The following is an 18,659-nucleotide window of genomic DNA, read 5'->3' as shown; positions in this document are numbered from 1 at the left end:
CCGAGGAGATGACATGCCGTACACCCCCCTCTGGCGGCGCCGCGCCGCCGTCCTGGTGAGCGCGCTGGTCCTGCTCTCAGGCTGGACCGCGACCTCCGCCTCCGCCGATCCCGCGAAGCCCTCCGCCGGCGGCGGGCCCGACAACTGGGTCGGCACCTGGGCGTCCGTACCGACCGCCACACCGGCCACGGCGACCCCGGTCCTGCACGACCAGACCATCCGGCAGGTCGTCCACACCAGCATCGGCGGCGACCAGTTGCGCCTGCGGCTCACCAACGAGTTCGGTGAGACGCCGCTGCGCCTCGGAGAGGTGCACGTGGCGCTCCGGGCGGGCGCGTCGGGAACCGACATCGACCCGTCCACCGACCGCACCGTCACCTTCGGCGGACGCACGTCGGCGACCGTTCCGGCCGGTGCTCCGATGATCAGCGATCCGGTGCCGCTGGCGCTGCCCCCGCGCTCCGACCTGGTCGTGAGCATCCACGTTCCGGACAGGACCCCGGTGAGCACCCTGCACGCCTTCTCCTACCAGGAGAACGTCGTGGCCGAGGGCGACGTCACCGGCGACAGGACCGTCGAGGCGACCGAGACGCTCACCCAGTGGCACTTCCTCTCCGGGGTCGGCGTGCGTGCCCGCAGCAGGGTCGCCGACTCGGTGGTGGCCCTGGGCGACTCCATCACCGACGGCTCCGAGACCGAGGTGAACGCCAACCACCGGTGGCCCGACCTGCTCGCCGAGCGCCTGGGACACACCGGCGTGCTGAACCTGGGGATCGCCGGCAACCGGCTCCTGCACGATCCCAACCCGCCCGAGGGCAGCGACGCGGAGGACTACGCGGCCTTCTTCGGGCAGAGCGCCCTGCGCCGCTTCGACCGGGACGTGCTGTCACAGCCGGGAGTGGGCCACGTCATCGTCCTGCTCGGTGTGAACGACCTCGGCCACCCCGGCACGACGGCGCCGATCTCGGAGACCGTCACGGCCGAGGAGATCATCGGTGCGCACCGCCAGCTCGTCACCCGGGCGCATGCCGCCGGCCTGCGTGTCTACGGCGGCACCATCCTGCCGTTCAAGGGCGACTCGCTCGGCTTCCACACCGAGGAGAACGAGGCCAAGCGGCAGGCGGTCAACGAGTGGATCCGCACGAGCGGGGAGTACGACGCCGTCATCGACTTCGACGAGGCGCTGCGCGACCCGGAGGACCCGCTGCGCCTGCGGCCCGACTACGACAGCGGTGACGGCCTGCACCCCAACGACGCCGGTATGGCGGCCATGGCCGAGGTGATCCCCTCCCGGCTGTTCCGCCCCGGAGCCCACGGATAGGAAACGACGGACCGGCGGAAGCCGGCGGGGCGGCCACCCGGTCGTGGCCGCCCCGCCGGGCTCCGGAGGGAGTCGTGACGCTGTGTAGCGGGTTTCGGTCAATCTCTTTACTCAGGCTCATGTGTCCCTAACGGTCCACACCTTGCGGCTGGACCCGGTTCCGACACGGACACATTTTGGGTCGACCGGGTCTTCTTGACCAACAAGCCGCAACGCTACGCGACTTTCTCGACACTTTTGGTTACTGTTCGGGGCGTCGGTCCATGCCCGCGCTCGACGTGCGCCCCGTCCACACACGCAGACCTGGGTTCCCTGTGCCGGGGCGGTGACTCGAAGTGAGGCTTCCAGAGCCGTGGTCCTGGGGGGATATGTGGTCACAACCAGCCGGATGAAGACCGCCCGCGAACAGTCGGCGCGGACCACCGCCGGCCCCGTCCCCTCCGGCGCGACCGGCGGAGCCGGGCTCGGCGGCCCGGGCGCCCGTTCCGGCGCCTGGGTCCGCCCCTACGTGGTGAGCCTGGTCTGCCTCGACCTGGCCGCCGCGCTCGCGGCGACCCTCAGCGGCACGGCCGTGCGCTTCCACGCCGTCCTCGGCGCGGCCACCACCCTTCCCTACCTCCTGCTCTCCCTCCTGCTGCCCCCGCTGTGGGTCCTGTCCGTCTGCCTGGGCGGCGGCTACGCCCGCCGCTTCCTCGGTGTGGGCACCGAGGAGTACCGCCGCGTCGCCACCTCCGGGCTCATGCTGGGCGCGGCGGTCGCCGTCGGCGCCTACGCCGTCGGGTTCGACCTGGCGCGCGGCTACGCGCTCGTCGCGCTGCCGCTCATCCTCCTGATCAGCCTCGGCCTGCGGTACGCGCGCCGCAAGGCCCTCCACCGGAGCCGCCGCTCCGGCCGGTGCATGAGCGGCGTCGTGGTCGTGGGCTACCGGGTGGCCGCCCGCGACCTCATCCGCCGGTTCCGCGGGGAGGTCTACCACGGCATGCGCGTCGTGGGCGTGTGCCTGCCCGGGGACGAGGCCGCTCCCGGCGCCGATGAGGTGGAGGACTGCCCGGTCCTGGGCACCTTCACCGACGCCGCGGACGCCGCCGCCCTCGTCGGCGCCGACACGGTCGCGGTCCTGGCCTGCCCGGAGATGGACGGGGCGGAACTGCGCCGCCTGGCGTGGCGGCTGGAGAAGACCGACACCGACCTCATCGTCGCCTCCGCGCTCATGGACGTGGCGGGGCCGCGCACCTCCATCCGCCCGGTCGCCGGGCTGCCCCTGCTGCACGTGGAGCACCCGGAGCTGGTGGGGGCCCGCCGCGTCCTCAAGGGCGCCTTCGACCGCTGCGCCGCGGCCCTCGCGCTGGCCCTGCTGTCCCCGCTGTTCCTGGTGCTGTCCGTCCTCGTCCGCGCCGAGGGCGGCGGACCGGTCCTCTTCACCCAGACGCGCGTGGGCAGGGGTGGCCGCGAGTTCACCGTCTACAAGTTCCGTACGATGGTGGCTGGGGCCGAGGCGCTGAAGACGGTGCTCCGGCCCCGCAACGAGCACGACGGTGTGCTCTTCAAGATGCGTCGCGATCCCAGGGTGACGCCCGTGGGTGTATGGCTGCGCCGGTACTCGCTAGACGAGCTCCCCCAGCTCGTCAACGTGGTACGGGGGGAGATGTCGCTCGTCGGCCCCAGGCCGCCGCTGCCGGAGGAGGTCGCCCAGTACGGGGACGACGTCCGCCGCAGGCTGGTGGTCAAGCCGGGGATGACGGGCCTGTGGCAGGTCAGCGGCCGTTCCGATCTCTCTTGGGAGGAATCGGTCCGCCTCGATCTGCGGTACGTGGAAAACTGGTCGCTGACGTTGGACATCCAGATCCTGTGGAAGACGTGGTCAGCGGTGATCCGTGGGGCGGGAGCATACTAGCCGGTGAAGAGCATCCGAAACGATCATGAGGTGGCCCGCGACCTGGCGAGCGAGGCGGGGCAGCTACTGCTGCGCCTGCGCGCCCGGCACGGCTTCGACGAGCCCGACGTACTGCGTACCCTGGGCGACCGCACCTCCCACGAGTTCCTGTTCTCCGCGATCGGGCGGCTGCGGCCCAGCGACGCCGTGCTCTCGGAGGAGGGCGCCGACGACCCCGCGCGGCTGAGGGCGCGCCGGGTGTGGATCATCGATCCGCTCGACGGCACCCGCGAGTTCGCCGAGGCCGGGCGTACGGACTGGGCGGTGCACGTGGCCCTGTGGGAGAACGGCGACCTGGTCGCGGGCGCGGTGGCGCTGCCCGCGCAGGGCAGCACGGTCTCCACGGTCGATCCGCCGTGGCTGCCCGAGGAGCGGCCCTCGAACCAGCGGCTGCGCATCACCGCCAGCCGGACCCGGCCGCCCGCGTTCACGCAGCGGATGGCCACCCAGCTCGGCGCCGAGGTGATCCCCATGGGTTCGGCGGGCGCCAAGATCTGCGCGGTGCTGCTCGGGATCGCCGACATCTACGTGCACGCCGGCGGCCAGTACGAGTGGGACAGCGCCGCACCGGTGGCCGTCGCCCAGGCCGCGGGTCTGCACGCCTCCCGGATCGACGGCTCCCCGCTGCGCTACAACATGGCCGACCCGCTGCTGCCCGATGTCCTTGTATGTCGACCGGAATTGTCGGGTATGTTGTTGGCAAGCATCCGCGACGGCGCGGACCTGGACAGCGCGGGTCCGCACGCGGGGGGCTGAGCGAACCACCCCCCGCCGTCGGCCCTGTCGATACTTACGAAGGCGGGTTCATGGGTCAGGCGAGTCAGCAGGCACCCGGGCGCTACCAGCTCTCCCAGCTGGACGTTCTGGAGGCCGAAGCGATCTTCATCATGCGCGAGGTGGCCGCGGAGTTCGAGCGGCCGGTACTGCTCTTCTCGGGCGGCAAGGACTCCCTTGTCATGCTCCGCCTCGCGGAGAAGGCCTTCTGGCCCGGTGCCATCCCCTTCCCGGTCATGCACGTGGACACCGGCCACAACTTCCCCGAGGTCATCGAGTTCCGCGACCGCCGGGTCGCCGAGGCCGGAGTCCGCCTGGTCGTCGCCTCGGTGCAGGAGCAGATCGACGCGGGCAAGGTCACCGAGCCGACCGGCCGCTGGGCCAGCCGCAACCGCATCCAGACGGGCGCCCTGCTGGAGGCCATCGAGGAGCACGGGTTCGACGCGGCCTTCGGCGGTGCCCGCCGCGACGAGGAGAAGGCGCGCGCCAAGGAGCGGGTCTTCTCCTTCCGCGACGAGTTCGGCCAGTGGGACCCCAAGAACCAGCGCCCCGAGCTGTGGAGCGTGTTCAACACCCGCATCGACCGGGGCGAGCACATCCGGGTCTTCCCGATCTCCAACTGGACCGAGCTGGACGTGTGGGACTACATCCGGCGGGAGCGGCTGGAGCTGCCCTCCATCTACTTCGCCCACGAGCGCGAGGTCTTCGAGCGCGACGGCATCCTGCTCGCGAACTCGCCCCTCATCAACCGCGACGAGACCGAGGTCCCGTTCACCGAGACCGTCCGCTACCGCACGGTCGGCGACCTGACCTGCACCGGAGCGGTCAAGTCCACGGCGGCGGAGATCGACGACATCATGACCGAGATCGCCGCGACACGGGTGACCGAGCGCGGACAGACGCGGGCCGACGACCGCGCGAGCGAGGCCGCGATGGAGGACCGCAAGCGCGAGGGCTACTTCTAGCGCCGGTCTGTGCCCCGTCGGCCGCATCCGCCCCTCGCAGACCACCCACTCCACATTGGACCAGGCAAGCATGAAGAACGACATCCTGCGGTTCGCGACGGCGGGCTCCGTCGACGACGGCAAGAGCACCCTGATCGGCCGACTGCTGTTCGACTCCAAGTCCATCTTCGAGGACCAGCTCGACGCGGTGGAGCGCACCAGTGTCGCGCGCGGCGAGGAGCAGACCAACCTGGCGCTGCTCACCGACGGCCTGCGCGCCGAGCGCGAGCAGGGCATCACCATCGACGTGGCGTACCGCTACTTCGCCACCCCCAACCGCACCTTCATCATCGCGGACACCCCCGGGCACATCCAGTACACCCGGAACATGGTCACCGGCGCCTCCACCGCCGACCTCGCGATCATCCTGGTGGACGCGCGCAAGGGCCTCCAGGAGCAGAGCCGCCGCCACGCCTTCCTCGCCACCCTGCTCCAGGTGCCGCACCTGGTGCTGGCGGTCAACAAGATGGACCTGGTGGACTACTCCCAGGAGCGCTTCGACGAGATCAGGGCCGAGTTCACCGACTTCGCCTCCAAGCTGGACACGCGCGACCTGACGTTCGTGCCGATCTCGGCCCTGCACGGCGACAACGTGGTGAGCCGCTCGGAGAACACGCCCTGGTACACCGGGCCCTCCCTGCTCCACCACCTGGAGAACGTGCACATCGCCTCCGACCGCAACCTGATCGACGCGCGCTTCCCCGTGCAGTACGTGATCCGGCCGCACAAGTCGGCCGACCCCGAGCTGCACGACTACCGGGGCTACGCGGGCCAGCTCGCGGGCGGCGTGCTCAAGCCGGGCGACGAGGTCACCCACCTGCCCTCGGGGCTGAACACGCGGATCTCCAGGATCGTCACCGCGGACGGCGACGTGGCCGAGGCCTACTCGCCGATGTCGGTCACCCTCCTGCTGGAGGACGACATCGACATCTCGCGGGGCGACATGATCTGCCGTCCCAACAACGCCCCGGAGGTCACGCAGGACCTGGAGGCGATGGTGTGCTGGATGACGGACGCGCGCAAGCTCACGCCGCGCTCCAAGCTCCTCCTCAAGCACACGACCCGCAGTGCCAAGGTCGTGGTCAAGGACCTGAGGTACCGGCTGGACGTCAACACGCTGCACCGTGACGAGCAGGCCGAGCACCTGGCGCTGAACGAGATCGGCCGGGTGCGGCTGCGCTCCACCCAGCCCCTGTTCGTGGACGAGTACAACAAGAACCGCCAGACGGGCGGCTTCATCCTCATCGACGAGGCCACCAACGCCACGGTCGGCGCGGGGATGGTCGTCAGGACCGACTGATCCCGCCCGCCCGGCCGCGGCGGGACACGGGGCCTTGGGGGCCGCCCGCGGGCGGCCCCCTCGTGCTGTCCGCCGCGTGCCGGGGGAGGGCGGGCCGGGGCGCGGCGTTCCCGGCCGGGGAGTGCCTCGCCGGAGCGGGTCGAAACACCCGGTCGGCACCCTCCGTGCCCGCGTCGTCGCCACAGGTAATAGCCTGGCCGTGTGGACGACGGTTATCGACTGGTGTTCGTCGGTGGGATGGGCCGTTCCGGCTCGACCCTCATCGAGCGCCTCCTCGGCGAACTGCCCGGGTTCTCCTCGGTCGGCGAGACCGTGCACCTGTGGCGGCGCGGACTCGTGGAGGACGAGCGGTGCGGCTGCGGCCGGCCGTTCTCCGAGTGCGGGTTCTGGACCGACGTGGGCAAGGAGGCCTTCGGCGGCTGGAGCCGCCTGGACGCCGGGCGGGTGGCGCGGCTCAAGGGCGGCGTCGACCGCACCCGCTTCCTGCCGCTGCTGCTCAACGGCGCGTACGAGGGTCCGCTCGCCTCCCGCTGCGAGCGCTACACCGAGCTCTACCACCGGCTGTACTCGGCGGTGTCCCTGGTCAGCGGCGCCCGCGTGGTCGTCGACGCCAGCAAGCACGCCTCCCTGGCCGCCTGCCTGCGCCGGCGCTACGGCGCCCGGATGCGCCTGCTGCACGTGGTGCGCGACCCGAGGGCGGTGGCCCACGCCTGGGCCAAACGGGTGGCCCGTCCCGACGCCTCCCCGGGCAGCGGCGAGCCGGAGATGGCCCGCTACTCGGCGGGGCGGGCGGCGGCGCAGTGGATGGCCCAGAACGCGTGCCTCGACGCGCTGGCCCGGCGCGGCACCCCGACCCTGCGGGTGCGCTACGAGGACTTCGTCGCCGACCCGGGCGGGGAGTTCGCCCGGATCTCGGAGTTCGCGGGCTACACCGGCGACCCTCCGGACATGGCGGAGGGCCGGGTGGAGCTGTCGGAGGGGCACGCGGTGTCGGGCAACCCGATGCGGTTCACCACCGGTCGGATCGGGGTGCGCGCCGACCACGGCTGGCGCGAGGCGATGCCCTCCTGGCGGCGGCACCTGGTGGCCGCCGCGACGACGCCGCTCCGTGGGCGTTACGGATACTGACGCCGCTGGTGTCCGTTATGCCGGCTCGGAGCTGTTGCCCGCCCCAAATATGACCTATGGTGTCCATGTGAATACGTTGGGTGATATTCTGAAGAGCTAGGGGGAGTGCGCCGTGGGCAAGGGACCGGTACGGGCGGTGGCGACGACGGGGGCGATGGTCCTCGCCCTGACACTGGCGGGAGTGGGGGACGCCCCCGCGGCCCCCCTCTCCCCACGGCAGGACCCGCCGAACGGCTCCGACTCCGATGGATACGGCCCCGACTCCGGGCCCCTCCCGGACGGGTACGGCTCCGACTCCGGGCCCCTCCCGGACGGATACGGGCCCGCGGACGGACACGGATCCGACGAGGACTGCACGGTCTCGGAGATCCTCGAACCCTCCTGCGGGGTCTGGTGGGGCGCCAGCCCCTACCAGAGGCGGGTCGAGCCGCTGGAGGAGGCGGTCGACCGGCGCATGGACATCGTCTACACCTGGCACGGCATCGACCAGGCCCACATTCCCGGCGAGCGGGAGAAGAAGCTGATCGCCGAGGAGCGGTTCGTGCACACCAACATCGAGGCCCGCCGGTTCACGCGCTCCGGACACCCGCCCGTCTCCTACCGGTCCATCATCGACGGTGAGTTCGACCGGTCGCTGCGGTCGCAGGCCGGCACCATCGCGGAGCTGGGGGTGCCCTACTTCGTCACCTTCGACCACGAGGCCGACGCGAACAAGCGCTACAACAGGCGCGGCACGCCCGAGGAGTTCGTGCAGGCCTGGCGGCACATCGTGGACCTGTACCGCGAGGAGGGCGCCGACAACGCCATCTGGGTGTGGAACGTGACCGGGTGGAAGGGCAACTTCGAGCGCCTGCCGAAGCTGTGGCCGGGCAACGACTACGTCGACTGGCTGAGCTGGGAGGCGTACAACATGACCGGCTGCGACATCCACCCGCACTGGACCGAGGTGTACTCCTTCGAGGAGGCGCTGCGCCCGGCCTACGAGTGGATCCAGACCGAGGGGCCCGAGCACGGTATCGACCCGGACAAGCCGGTGATGATCGGCGAGATGGGCACCACCCACATCGGTGCGCGGGAGACGCGGGAGTGGTACTCCGAGATCCCCGACGTGCTGCGCCGCTACGAGCGGGTGCGCGCGGTCAAGGTGTGGGACAACCGGGTCTCCCCCGGCTGCGACTTCCGGATCGGGGCGAACCGGCACGCCCGGAAGGGCTTCGAGGAGGCCGGGCACGACCCGTACGTGAAGCTGCCCGAGTGGGTGCGCCGCCTGGTCGAGTACGCCGAGCGGCGGGGCTGACGGACGTTGCCCCCGCCGGCGGTCCTGCTCCCGGCCACCGGGAGCAGGACCGGTCCGGGGCGGGTCTCCTCACACGCCCCTGCCGCGCAGGTGGAGTACACGGATGATCCACCCGGCGGGTACCCCGCACACCACCATCAGGGCCAGGTAGGCGCGTCCCTCGGCGGGCCGGTTCCGGACGGTGGCGCCGATCCACCGCAGAGCCGTGCGGCGGCGCCCGGCCGAGGCCTCGGCGAAGGCGATCTGTCCGGCCACCCGGGCGTAGCCGCGCGGCACCAGCGCGAACTCGGGGTAGCGGTCCAGCAGCCAGCGCAGGGCGGTGGAGATGGTCCGCCAGCGGCCCGAGAAGTGCGAGCGGTGGTGCCACAGCACCCGCACACCCGGTTCGGGGACGTTGCGGATGGGGCCGCGCCGGGCCAGGCGCAGCAGCAGCTCGTAGTCCTCGGCGTAGCTGCCGGGGATCTCCTCGCTGACCGTTCCGCAGCCGCCGATCATGGCCCGGCGCCGGATGAGGAACGTGGACGGGTGCAGCTCGGTCAGCCTCGACCCCAGGAGGTCGCCGAAGGTGACGCTGGTGCGGTCCAGGGTGCGGACCGCCTCGGTCCTGTCGTAGACCACCCGGATGCCGCAGCACACCATCTCGGTACCGGGTTCGTCGAGCATGACCGCGACCTGGGCGATGAGCTTGCCGGGCAGCCAGGTGTCGTCGTCGTCGCAGAAGGCGACGAGGTCGGTGTCGGCGGCGAGCACCCCGGTGTTGCGTGCCCCGGCCAGGCCGGGGGTGAGGGTGTTGGTGACCACACGCACGGGCCGGTCGCCCCCGGCGCGGGCCAGCGATGGGTCGGGCTGGTCGTTGTCGAAGACCACGATCGTGGTGATGCGGCCCGGGTAGTCCTGCCCGGCGACCGCGCGCAGGGTGCGGCGCAGCAGCTCGGGCCGGTCCCGGGTGGGCACCACCACGGTCACCTCGGGCCAGGTGTCGACGGTGCGGTCCCCGGCGGTGGCGGTGGCGGTGGCCTCGTCCGGGGTGGCGACCTTGGTGGAGGCGGCGGTCTCGGTGGAGGCGGTCTCGGCGGCGCCCCCCGCACTCGTGAGCAGGTCGATGAGCTCCCCGGCGCGCAGCGCGGCCCGCTCGGCGCCGTCGTCCTCGGAGGGACGCACCCGGAAGCCGTCGGGTGAGGCGAGCGCCTTGTCGATGAGCTCGGACAGCTGCTGGGGGCTGACGCAGGAACGCACCCGGTCCGCCTCCTCCAGACGCCGGACGAACCGGAGCTGGTGGTCGTCGACGTGCTCGTCCAGTTCGGGATCGCGCGGGACGACGATGGGCAGGCGACCGGCCCCGCGGGCCTGGACGATGGTGCCCGGCCCGCCGTGGGTGATGACCACCCGGGCCCGGCGCATGTGCTCCCCGAGGTCCTCGCCGGTCAGGAACGGGGTGCCCTCGGCCACCGCGGGTGCGGCGCTGTGCCCGTGCTGGACCAGGAAGCGCAGGTCGCGGCGGCGGCGCGCGCAGTCGTCGACCCAGCGGACCAGCCGGTCGAAGGCGTGGTGGTCGGTGCCGAGGCTGACCACCACGTCGGGGTGGTCGCTGTCGTGGGAACGCGGGACGGGACGGGTGGTCTGTTCTGTCACAGAAGCGGTCCTACCGTGATGGCGGTCGGCATGAAGGCTCTCTGCTCCTCCCACTGGGCGAGGAACAGACGGGTGAAGGGACGGCACAGACGGGCGGTGAGGGTGGGGGTGTCGATGCGGTCGTAGACCTCGATGTAGACGGTCGGGATCCGCAGCAGCCAGGCCAGGACGAAGAACGGCAGGGCCACCCCCGCACCAGTGGTGACGACCGCGGAGGGGCGCCGTTCACGCAGGACACGGGCGGCCAGACGGGTGTTGCGCAGCAGGTTGCCGACGTGGCGGGTGGTGGGGTGGAAGGCCCATCGGACCTGTTCTCCGTCGAGGGCGGCTTCGGCGTCGGGGGTCCGGAAGGTCACCCACAGGCGTTCCCGGCCCCGCCACCAGGGGCGCAGGGAGCACAGCTGGGCGAGGTGTCCCCCGCTGGAGGCCACAAGAAGAACCGGTTGTGGAGGCATAAGGCCATCATTCCATAACACACGGTAATCAAAGGTGATCACGTGGGTCGCCGTATGCCGTGTTGCGCGGTGCCCCGGTCGTCCGCGGGGGCGAAAGGCGCCCACCGCCCCAGGAGGCGGGGCCTCCGGCGGGCCCCGGCCAGGCGCACCCGTAGACCCCGGCCGGGCGAGCGGCCACGCACCCGTGCGGGTTCGGCGGCGGACTCCCGGCAGTGGGCCTTCCTCAGCGGCGGACGCCCGGCGGCGGGCTTCCTCAGCGGCGCAGGCTCAGGCCCAGCGGGCCGCGCAGCGACCACACCGCCGCCAGGTGTCCCGCGGAGCCCGCCGCCACCGCCACCGCCAGGGTCGTGGGCCCGCCGCCCAGCACCGCCTCCGCCGACAGCGGCAGCGCGCCGAACCACACCAGCGCGTTGGCCGCCGCGACCGCCACCGGCCGGCTGAACGGGTGCAGCACCACCCGGGTCCGTAGCTGCCACAACGGCAGCAGTTTGCGCACCAGCATCGCGGCCACCAGTGCCACGGCCGCCCCCGTCGCTCCGGCCGCGGGCACCAACAGCACGCACACCAGTACGTTCGCCGCCAGCGACAGCACGTTGTTCAGCAGGTTCAGCCCGGTCCGCCCGGTCATCGACAGGATCAGGTCGCTCATCCCCAGCGCCGCGGCCAGCAGTTGCCCGGCGCACACCACGGCCAGTGCCGCCGCACCCGCCGCGTAGTCCGGTCCGAACAGCAGCATCACCTCGGGAGCGAACACCAGCGCCGACAGGTACAGCGGCCACGTCAGACACACCAGCCATGCCGCCCCCGCCTGGTACAGGCCCCGGACCCCTGCGTGGTCGTCCGTCGCCAACTGCTCGGCGAACCGGGGCTGGGCCGCGTACAGCACCGCCTGCGTGCCGAACTGGCCGACCACCATGATCCGCGTGGCCGCCGTGAACACCGCCGCGCCGGTCAGTCCGCCCAGCAGCGCCACGATCACCACGCCGCCGCGCTGCACCCCCAGTTGCGCGGCCCCGGCCACCGCGCGGGGCAGCGCGAACGACCAGAACGTCCACCGGTCGACACGCTCCTCGGACCCGGTGGCCGACGGCGTCCCACCGGCTCCGCCCGTGCCGCCGGCTTCGCCGGTTCCGTCGGTCCCGGCTCCGGCAGATCGCGCGGCCCCCTCCGCGGCTTTCCCCGAGGCTCCCACCGGTTCCGGAGCGGCCCCGCCCGCCGCCTCCCGGCCGTCCTCCCCGGAGGCGGCCCGGCGCAGGATCCCGCCCAGCCAGAACCACGCCAGCACCGCCGCGGGCAGGTACGGCCCCGCCCACGCCAGCGCCAGCAGCCCCGCCGACCCGGTGACCGCGATCGCCCCCACCAGCGCCAACTGCGCCAGGGGCCGACCCACCTTGTCCACCAGCACGGTCCCGGCCATGTCGTGGTGGGCCCGTGTCGCCGCCAGGGCCGTCTCGGTCAGCACCGCGAACGGCAGGAACACCGCGAGCAGCCGCAGGTAGACGTCCGCCTCCCCGCCGTCCAGCACCTCCCCGTCGCCCAGCGCCTCCGCCAGCGGATCGGCGAACACCAGCAACAGCACGGCCAGGGCGCACGCCACCGTCACCGCCGGGCCCGTGGCCAGCCGCAGCAGCCGGGGCACACCCCCCGGCCTTCCGAACACGCGCATCCGGGCGACGAAGTACACCAGCCCGTCCGACACGCCCAGGTTCGCCACCGCCGCCGCGATCAGGAACACCGACGTCGCGGAGAACAGCAGCCCCGCCGTCTCCTGGGAGAAGGCCCGGGTGATCGCCACGACCAGCGCGAGGTTCAGACCCGCGCCGACCACGGCCCCCGCCATGTTGACCACCCCGCCGCGCAGCACGCGGCGCAGCCCCGGGCCCTCCCCCTCCACCGCGACGGTCACGCACACCACGAGGGTGTACGCCCCCACCAGGCCGCCAGCCGCGCGTCGCTGTCGGCGAACCCGGCCGCCAGTTCCGCGCGCAGCCCCTCCGGCATCCCCGACCGGGCGCGCGCGTTGTGCCGCCCCGGAACGATCCCGGGCCCGGGCGGCAGGCCCAGGAACCGCTCGATCCCGGCCAGCGCCCGCGCCGTGCCGTCGAACAGGTCGGCGTGGTCCACCACGTGCACGCGGTCCCGTCCCAGGTGCTTCTCCAACCGGACCAACTGGTCCACGTAGTGGCCGCGTGCCAGGTATCCGTGGTGCTGGTGGGAGTAGGAGAGGTACTCGGGATCGGCCACCATCCGCTCCTCCTCACCGGCCAGCCGCCGCGGCTCCAGCTCCACGGCCCGCGCGAACGGCTCGGTCTCGAACCCCCGCGCGCTCTCGTGCGCGTGTGCCGAGTAGGCCCGCTCCACCGGGTCGCGCAGCACCACCACCACACGCACGTCCGGCAGGTCGCGGGCGATGCGCTCGGCGGCCAGCGGGTGGAACAGGTAGTACGGGCTGGACTCGACCACCCGCACCCGGGGGCGTCCCCGGCGCGCCCGCAGCGCCACACGCGTCGGGAAGTGCGCCCGGTACCAGTCCAGGCCGTGGCGGTACCCGGTGTCGAAGAAGTGCACCCCCTTGCGCAGCGTGGGGCCGGTGACGGCCGGGTGCAGGCACAGCGACCTGAACAGCGAGGTGGTGCCCGAGCGCTGGGCCCCGCACACGAGGAAGTCGGGCAGCGCCCGGGCGGCGCTGGTCATCCCGCCCAGGCGGTCGGCGAGGGGCAGCAGGGCCCGCCGTGCCGGGACGGCCATGCGGTGGAACAGGACGGGAAGGGTGCTCCGGGGCATCGCGTGGTCCTTCTCTCGGGATCGGTCGTCAGACCCTGTGGAGGGCCTCGTGTGCCGCTCTCTCCTGGAGTCCGTCCAGCGCCGGGAGCAGCCAGTCGTCCACGGCCGCCAGGTGGCCTCCGCTCTCGTCCTGCCGGTCGTGCAGGTACCGGGTGGCCAGGTCGATCAGGTACAGCGCCATCACCGTGGACACCGTGTGCGAGCGCACCCCGGTCTCGGACATCAGCGGGTCGCGCAGCAGCCGGGAACCGCTCTCCAGCCACCGGTGCACGCCCGGGTGGACCCCTGCCTGCACGCACTCGTTGAGGTCGTAGTGCAGGGCGTCGAAGCCCGCGGGCGCGTCCATGGCGAGCCGCTCCCAGTCCCACACGAACGCGCGCCGCGCGGTGCTGGCGATGTTCCACCTGGTCAGGTCGCCGTGCCAGGCGCCGAACGGGATGTGCACGTCCGGCAGGCGGCGCAGCGCCGCGCGCAGCGGCGACGCCTCGGGCCGCGCCCCCAGCCTCAGGATCCGCTCCTCCAGCGTCCGCCGGTAGGGGCTGTCGGACAGCCTGCGCCGCCGCACCCGGGCCAGTCCGACGATCTGGGTCACGCAGCGCAGCAGTTGGCGCCGGGTGGGCCGGTCGGTCTGGTCGCCGACCGGCAGGGCCTCCTGTACCAGCAGCGGGTGGCCGTTCCACTCGCCCTCGTACAGCAGCCGGGGGACGGTCACGTCCCGCAGGCGCGAGTCGGCCAGGTGGCGCAGGGCCCGCGTCTCGGAGCGCACCAGGCGCGAGGTCAGGTCGTTGACGGCCACCTTGGCGTAGCCGATCGTCCGGCCGCCGGGTGTGAGCAGCAGGAGCACAGGCTTGCGGTTGGCCCTGGGCGGGCCCACGTGTATGGCGATGGCCAGTTCGCGGTCCAGGGCCAGCGCGAGCGCGTGCTCTATGCCGGGGCCCGCTCCCACGTACAGCCGGTCGCGCAGCAGCAGCGGGGCCAGCCCGGTGGCGAACGCCCCCGTCAGCAGCAGCGTGCGCATCCTCTCCCGGAACGAGTGCCCCTGGGCGAAGGAGGCGATGCCCCGGGTGGCCGCCGCGCGGTCGTGTGCGGGCAGGATCACACGCGGGTTCCGCGCGTTGGGCACCGGCAGGTACTGGTTGCCCCGGTCGCGGCGGACCAGGTGCCGCATACCGCGGTCGCCGGGGCCGAGCAGCCCGCCGCACGGCCACAGCACCGCGGCGAGGTCGGTCAGGTAGGTCGTCTCGCTGTTCACCAGGGCCTCCCGCGGGTGCGCGCGGTGACCCGCCGCCGGAGCGCCGGCTCCTCACCCCGCCACAGCAGGGCGGTGGCGACCAGGGTGACGGCCAGCGGGGACATCAGCGCGACGTAGAAGAACATGTACCAGAACAGCAGCAGCACGGTCAGCAGGGCGCCCTGGCCCACCGGCGAGGACGCCGACCGGTAGCGCCACACGATCCGCGCGAAGAAGGCGAGCACGAGGGCGGTGCCCACCCATCCGCTGGAGACCAGGGTCATCCACAGCTGTCCGGCGTTGCCGATGACGTGCTGGCCGCAGTCGGGGCACTCGGCGGTGGGGCCGACCGCGATCGAGTCCGAACTGCCCAGGCTCTCCCTGGTGGTGCCCCACCCCACGACCGGTGACAGCCCGGCGGCCTCCACGGCCGCCGCGTTGCTGGCGGCCCGTCCGTCGTCGCTGTGCGGGTTGTTGATCCGTGCCCGCACGACGTCGGCCAGCGGCGACGCGGCCAGGGCCAGCAGAGCGACCAGGACCGCGGCCGTGAAGGTGCCCACCAGGAGCACCCGGCCCCGGCGCAGGGCCATCGCGGCGGTGTAGGCCAGGGACAGCGCCAGCCCCGCCCACATGGCCCGGTTGAGCGAGTACACGGCGGGCACCACGGCCAGCGCGGCGGCGGCCAGCGCGCCCCAGCGCACCCAGCCCGACCCCTGGACCACCCAGCCCACCACCAGCCACACCAGCAGCAGGGAGAGCATGTACCCCCAGATGTTGGTGTACTCCCACGGCGCCTTGGGACGGGCCGTCTCGTACCCGAAGACGTCCATGATCTGCGAGGACGCCGGGTGGACGAGGGCCTGCACGTAGGCGTCGGAGGCCAGGCGGGCGGGCAGCAGGTACTCCAGCGGCGCCGTGAACTCGAACCGGGGAGCGAGCATGCCCAGGTACCCGCCCGCGATCGTGGCCAGGCACAGCACGGCCAGCGCACGCACGACCGCGAGGTCGGGGAGCTCCCGCTCGGACAGGTTGCCGACATAGAGCAGCAGGACGGTCAGCACCAGGTAGCCGGTCATCCGGAGCAGGGCGCCGCCGTACCCGCCGCTGTCGGGCACCGTGCCCGGTACCTCCAGCGGAACCAGGAGGAGGCCCAGCACGGTCCACAGCAGGAACAGGGCCCACAGCCAGAACCCCGGGGGGACCCGGAGCCCGACGGTGCGGTGGCGGCGTACCAGCTCGGCCGCCATCGGCACCGCGAACAGCCAGTACGCGAACTGGCCCATGCCCAGGGCCCACCACAGCGGGTACCCGGCGAGCAGCCAGACCAGGGGCCGTCCGGTGACGGGGGAGCGGCCGACCGCGGGCTCCCCGACGGTCGCACCCTCGGCCGCCCAGGGGGCGGCGGCCCCGGCCGAGGCCGGCCGGGAACCGCGGGCGGACACGCCTCGGGCCATCAGTTCCGGACTCCGGAGACCGCGTCGGCGGACGCGGGCTCCTCCTGCCCGGCGGCTCCGCCGGTGTCCTCGGTCCCGTCGCCGCCCCTGACCGCGTCCTCGGTCGTGCCGGTGTCCTCGTCCGGCCCGGAGGCCCCTTCGGCCCCTGCGGTTCCGAATGTCTCCTCGGCCTTCGCGAGCTCGGGTGCCTCTTCCACCCTCACGGTCAGGGAAGCCCCCTCGACCCCCGCGGTGACGGAGGTGTCCTCCTCGTCCGCGAGCTCGGAGGCCTCTTCCTCTCCTGCGGTCACGGACACTCCTTCGGCCCCTGCGGACGCGGAGGTCTCACCGGCCCCGGAGGGCTCTTCGCTCCCAGCGCTCTTCTCGGCTCCGGCGGTCCCCGCGGCCTCTCCGGCCTCTCCGGCCTCCACGGCCTCGGCGTCCCTGCCCGTCCCCACGGAACCGGGGTCCGCGGAGGCGGACCGGTCCGCGCCGGAGGGCGCGGCGACCGGGGCGGGGCCGGCCAGGGGCTGGCGCGGAAGGACGGCCGTACCCGGTACGGGCACGCCGAACCGGTCGGCGAGGGTGAGCAGCCCGGCCAGCCCGACGCGGCGCGTACGGCCCAGTTCGACCACCGGCAGCAGCGCGTCGGCCGCTCCGGCCAGGGCGTGCACGTCGGCGCGCTCGCCCGCCGGGGCGGCGGTGACCACCACGTACTCGGCGTTCGCGCGCAGCAGCCGCACGAGTTCCGGCATGGCGGTGCCCTGCACCGGCGCGTCCAGTCCCGGCGCCCCGTACCGCAGGACCCGCAGGCGGGGCACCGAACCGGGGCGCACCTCCAGCTCGGCGGGGTCCTCGCCCTCCAGCAGCGCCTCGGCCAGTCCGGGCCCCTCGGGCAGCCCCAGCAGCTCGCCGACGGTGTCGGTGCGCGGGTCCGCGCACACCAGCAGCGTCTCCGACCCCGTGCGCGCCAGGGCCGCGGCCAGGTTCACGGCGGCCGCCGCGCCCGCGCGGCCCGGGGTGGTGGCGGCGACGAGCAGGACGCGGCCGGGAGCGGACTCCTCCTCGACGCCGCCCGGAGGGCCGGACGGCTCGTAGGTGTCCCCGGCCCCTCCGGGAGGTCCGGTGGTCCCCGGCGCCGCGGGAGCGGTACCGGCGCGGAGGCGGGCGCGCACCAGGTGCGCGAACTCGTTGACCCGCTGGCCCGGCACTGAGCCGTCGTCCAGCAGTCCGGGGGAGCGGTCGCCCCGCCCCGCGCGCGCGGACAGGTCGAGCAGCACCGGGAGCGCACTGGTCCGGGCGGTGCTCTCGGCGTCGTGCAGGCGCGGGTCCAGGCGGTCGCGGACCACGGCCGCGAGCAGCCCGGCCAGCAGGCCCAGCGCGGCGCCGCCGGCCAGCCACAGGGCGGGTACCGGACCGTCGGCGTTCTCCGGGAGCCCGGCCGGGGTGATGACCCGCCCGGCCCGGACGGTCTCCCGCAGCGCGCTGAGCGGGCTGATCTCGTTGCCCAGCTCGGTGACCTCCTGCCGCAGCGCCTCGACCCGGGCGCCCGCGCCGGGGGAGGAGCCCTCCTCGGCGGCGGCCTCGGCCAGGGCCTCGTGGCGGTCCTCCCGCTCGCCGCGCAGCGCCTCCAGGCGGCTGTCGATCAGGTCCTCGACCTGGTCCCGGCGCACGGCCAGGTAGGCGTCGGCGTAGGCCTGTGCCCCCGCGCGGGCGTCCTCCGGGCTTCCGGCGGAGTAGCCGACCTCCAGCACGTTGCTGTTGGGGGGCACGCTCACGTCCACGTGCTCGCGCAGGTCGTCGGTGTCGGGCGCGGGCCCCTCCCCGGACAGCTCCTCGGCCACGACGGACGACACCTGGTCCGAGACCAGGACCTGCGCCTCGGTGTCCAGGTTGACGCCCCCGGACAGGCGTCCGGAGCGCTCGCCGGTGAACTCGGCCATCCCGCTGGGCTGGACCTGGACCGCCGTGACGGAGGTGTAGGTGGGAGGCAGAACGAACACCGCGGCGGCGGAGAGGAGCAGACCACCGACCACACCGGCGCCGACCAGCCGCCGGCGGCGACGCAGCAGTGCCGTGTACTCCCTGAGCTCCGGTCCGGACGGACCGGGGGTGTCGGTGTCCATCGAGTCCTCTCCGCGCAGACGAAGGTCACACTTTTAGTAATTGATTGCATACTAAGTGTAGTCCCTTGGGGGACGTTCGACCCTGGGGGAAACGGCCGTTTCCCCGCCTGGGAGACGACCGTGGAACCCGTGCCCCGCCCGCTTCCGCCGCTCCCCGCCCGCGGACACGCCGAAGGGGCGGCGGGAGAACTCCCACCGCCCCTCGCGTGCCTTCGGAGGCCGGGCCCGGCCGGGCCCTCAG

14 protein-coding genes are annotated in these 18,659 nt (G+C 73.2%); 7 read left to right on the top strand and 7 right to left on the bottom strand.

The features are described from left to right. The first annotated feature begins 13 nt into the window (after nt 1–13). The 7 genes from NOSIN_RS18365 (at nt 14) to NOSIN_RS18335 (ending at nt 8,757) form a co-directional block, all read left to right on the top strand. Nucleotides 14–1,321 (top strand): SGNH/GDSL hydrolase family protein, encoded by a 1,308-nt coding sequence (locus NOSIN_RS18365; RefSeq protein ID WP_077691934.1) that lies wholly within the window; start codon nt 14–16, stop codon nt 1,319–1,321. 388 nt (nt 1,322–1,709) lie between these two features. Then, complete coding sequence (locus NOSIN_RS18360; protein WP_077691933.1) at nt 1,710–3,215, top strand: sugar transferase; 1,506 nt, start codon at nt 1,710–1,712, stop codon at nt 3,213–3,215. A 3-nt stretch (nt 3,216–3,218) separates the two neighbouring features. Next, on the top strand, nt 3,219–4,010 hold the full coding sequence (locus NOSIN_RS18355) for a 3'(2'),5'-bisphosphate nucleotidase CysQ (protein WP_077691932.1): 792 nt from the start codon (nt 3,219–3,221) through the stop codon (nt 4,008–4,010). Between the two features lie 50 nt (nt 4,011–4,060). Further along, nucleotides 4,061–4,993 (top strand): sulfate adenylyltransferase subunit CysD, encoded by a 933-nt coding sequence (gene cysD / locus NOSIN_RS18350; RefSeq protein WP_077691931.1) that lies wholly within the window; start codon nt 4,061–4,063, stop codon nt 4,991–4,993. Nucleotides 4,994–5,048: 55 nt separating this feature from the next. Continuing rightward, nucleotides 5,049–6,332, top strand: a complete 1,284-nt coding sequence (cysN, locus tag NOSIN_RS18345; RefSeq protein WP_255528217.1) for a sulfate adenylyltransferase subunit CysN — start codon at nt 5,049–5,051, stop codon at nt 6,330–6,332. A gap of 237 nt (nt 6,333–6,569) precedes the next feature. Continuing rightward, nucleotides 6,570–7,460, top strand: coding sequence for a sulfotransferase (locus tag NOSIN_RS18340; RefSeq protein ID WP_077693648.1), 891 nt, complete (start codon nt 6,570–6,572; stop codon nt 7,458–7,460). Between the two features lie 112 nt (nt 7,461–7,572). Then, nucleotides 7,573–8,757, top strand: a complete 1,185-nt coding sequence (locus NOSIN_RS18335; RefSeq protein WP_077691929.1) for a glycoside hydrolase family 26 protein — start codon at nt 7,573–7,575, stop codon at nt 8,755–8,757. A gap of 69 nt (nt 8,758–8,826) precedes the next feature. On the opposite strand, the gene NOSIN_RS18330 is transcribed toward NOSIN_RS18335, so the two are convergent. The 7 genes from NOSIN_RS18330 to NOSIN_RS18300 all read right to left on the bottom strand — a co-directional run bounded on the left by NOSIN_RS18330 (nt 8,827) and on the right by NOSIN_RS18300 (nt 18,418). Then, nucleotides 8,827–10,389, bottom strand: a complete 1,563-nt coding sequence (locus NOSIN_RS18330) for a glycosyltransferase (protein ID WP_077691928.1) — start codon at nt 10,387–10,389, stop codon at nt 8,827–8,829. After that, nucleotides 10,386–10,844, bottom strand: a complete 459-nt coding sequence (locus NOSIN_RS18325; protein ID WP_077691927.1) for a glycosyltransferase family 28 protein — start codon at nt 10,842–10,844, stop codon at nt 10,386–10,388. The genes NOSIN_RS18330 and NOSIN_RS18325 overlap by 4 nt, the downstream gene beginning before the upstream one ends. Nucleotides 10,845–11,097: 253 nt before the next feature. Further along, the gene (locus NOSIN_RS18320) at nt 11,098–12,777 is read right to left on the bottom strand and encodes a lipopolysaccharide biosynthesis protein (protein ID WP_077691926.1); all 1,680 of its coding nucleotides are present in this window, start codon (nt 12,775–12,777) and stop codon (nt 11,098–11,100) included. Beyond that, nucleotides 12,747–13,628, bottom strand: a complete 882-nt coding sequence (locus tag NOSIN_RS18315) for a sulfotransferase domain-containing protein (protein ID WP_077691925.1) — start codon at nt 13,626–13,628, stop codon at nt 12,747–12,749. Before NOSIN_RS18315 ends, NOSIN_RS18320 begins: the two co-directional genes overlap by 31 nt. Nucleotides 13,629–13,656: 28 nt before the next feature. After that, on the bottom strand, nt 13,657–14,880 hold the full coding sequence (locus tag NOSIN_RS18310; RefSeq protein ID WP_077691924.1) for an aminoglycoside phosphotransferase family protein: 1,224 nt from the start codon (nt 14,878–14,880) through the stop codon (nt 13,657–13,659). After that, complete coding sequence (locus NOSIN_RS18305; protein ID WP_077691923.1) at nt 14,877–16,313, bottom strand: ligase; 1,437 nt, start codon at nt 16,311–16,313, stop codon at nt 14,877–14,879. Before NOSIN_RS18305 ends, NOSIN_RS18310 begins: the two co-directional genes overlap by 4 nt. Then, nucleotides 16,313–18,418 (bottom strand): Wzz/FepE/Etk N-terminal domain-containing protein, encoded by a 2,106-nt coding sequence (locus NOSIN_RS18300; RefSeq protein WP_077691922.1) that lies wholly within the window; start codon nt 18,416–18,418, stop codon nt 16,313–16,315. Before NOSIN_RS18300 ends, NOSIN_RS18305 begins: the two co-directional genes overlap by 1 nt. Nucleotides 18,419–18,659 lie beyond the last annotated feature (241 nt).

This window comes from Nocardiopsis sinuspersici (genome assembly GCF_001998325.1).
Lineage (GTDB): Bacteria > Actinomycetota > Actinomycetes > Streptosporangiales > Streptosporangiaceae > Nocardiopsis > Nocardiopsis sinuspersici.
Note: the sequence above shows the minus strand (reverse complement) of the source record. Positions and strands in the feature narration are given on the sequence as shown.

Bases quoted from the DNA above. Each gene is read 5' to 3' on its own strand.
- NOSIN_RS18340 (WP_077693648.1), top strand. From the start codon at position 6,570: ATGGGCCGTTCCGGCTCGACCCTCATCGAGCGCCTCCTCGGCGAACTG.
- NOSIN_RS18300 (WP_077691922.1), bottom strand. From the start codon at position 18,418: ATGGACACCGACACCCCCGGTCCGTCCGGACCGGAGCTCAGGGAGTAC.
- NOSIN_RS18365 (WP_077691934.1), top strand. From the start codon at position 14: ATGCCGTACACCCCCCTCTGGCGGCGCCGCGCCGCCGTCCTGGTGAGC.
- NOSIN_RS18325 (WP_077691927.1), bottom strand. From the start codon at position 10,844: ATGCCTCCACAACCGGTTCTTCTTGTGGCCTCCAGCGGGGGACACCTC.
- NOSIN_RS18305 (WP_077691923.1), bottom strand. From the start codon at position 16,313: ATGGCCCGAGGCGTGTCCGCCCGCGGTTCCCGGCCGGCCTCGGCCGGG.
- cysD (WP_077691931.1), top strand. From the start codon at position 4,061: ATGGGTCAGGCGAGTCAGCAGGCACCCGGGCGCTACCAGCTCTCCCAG.
- NOSIN_RS18360 (WP_077691933.1), top strand. From the start codon at position 1,710: ATGAAGACCGCCCGCGAACAGTCGGCGCGGACCACCGCCGGCCCCGTC.
- NOSIN_RS18315 (WP_077691925.1), bottom strand. From the start codon at position 13,628: ATGCCCCGGAGCACCCTTCCCGTCCTGTTCCACCGCATGGCCGTCCCG.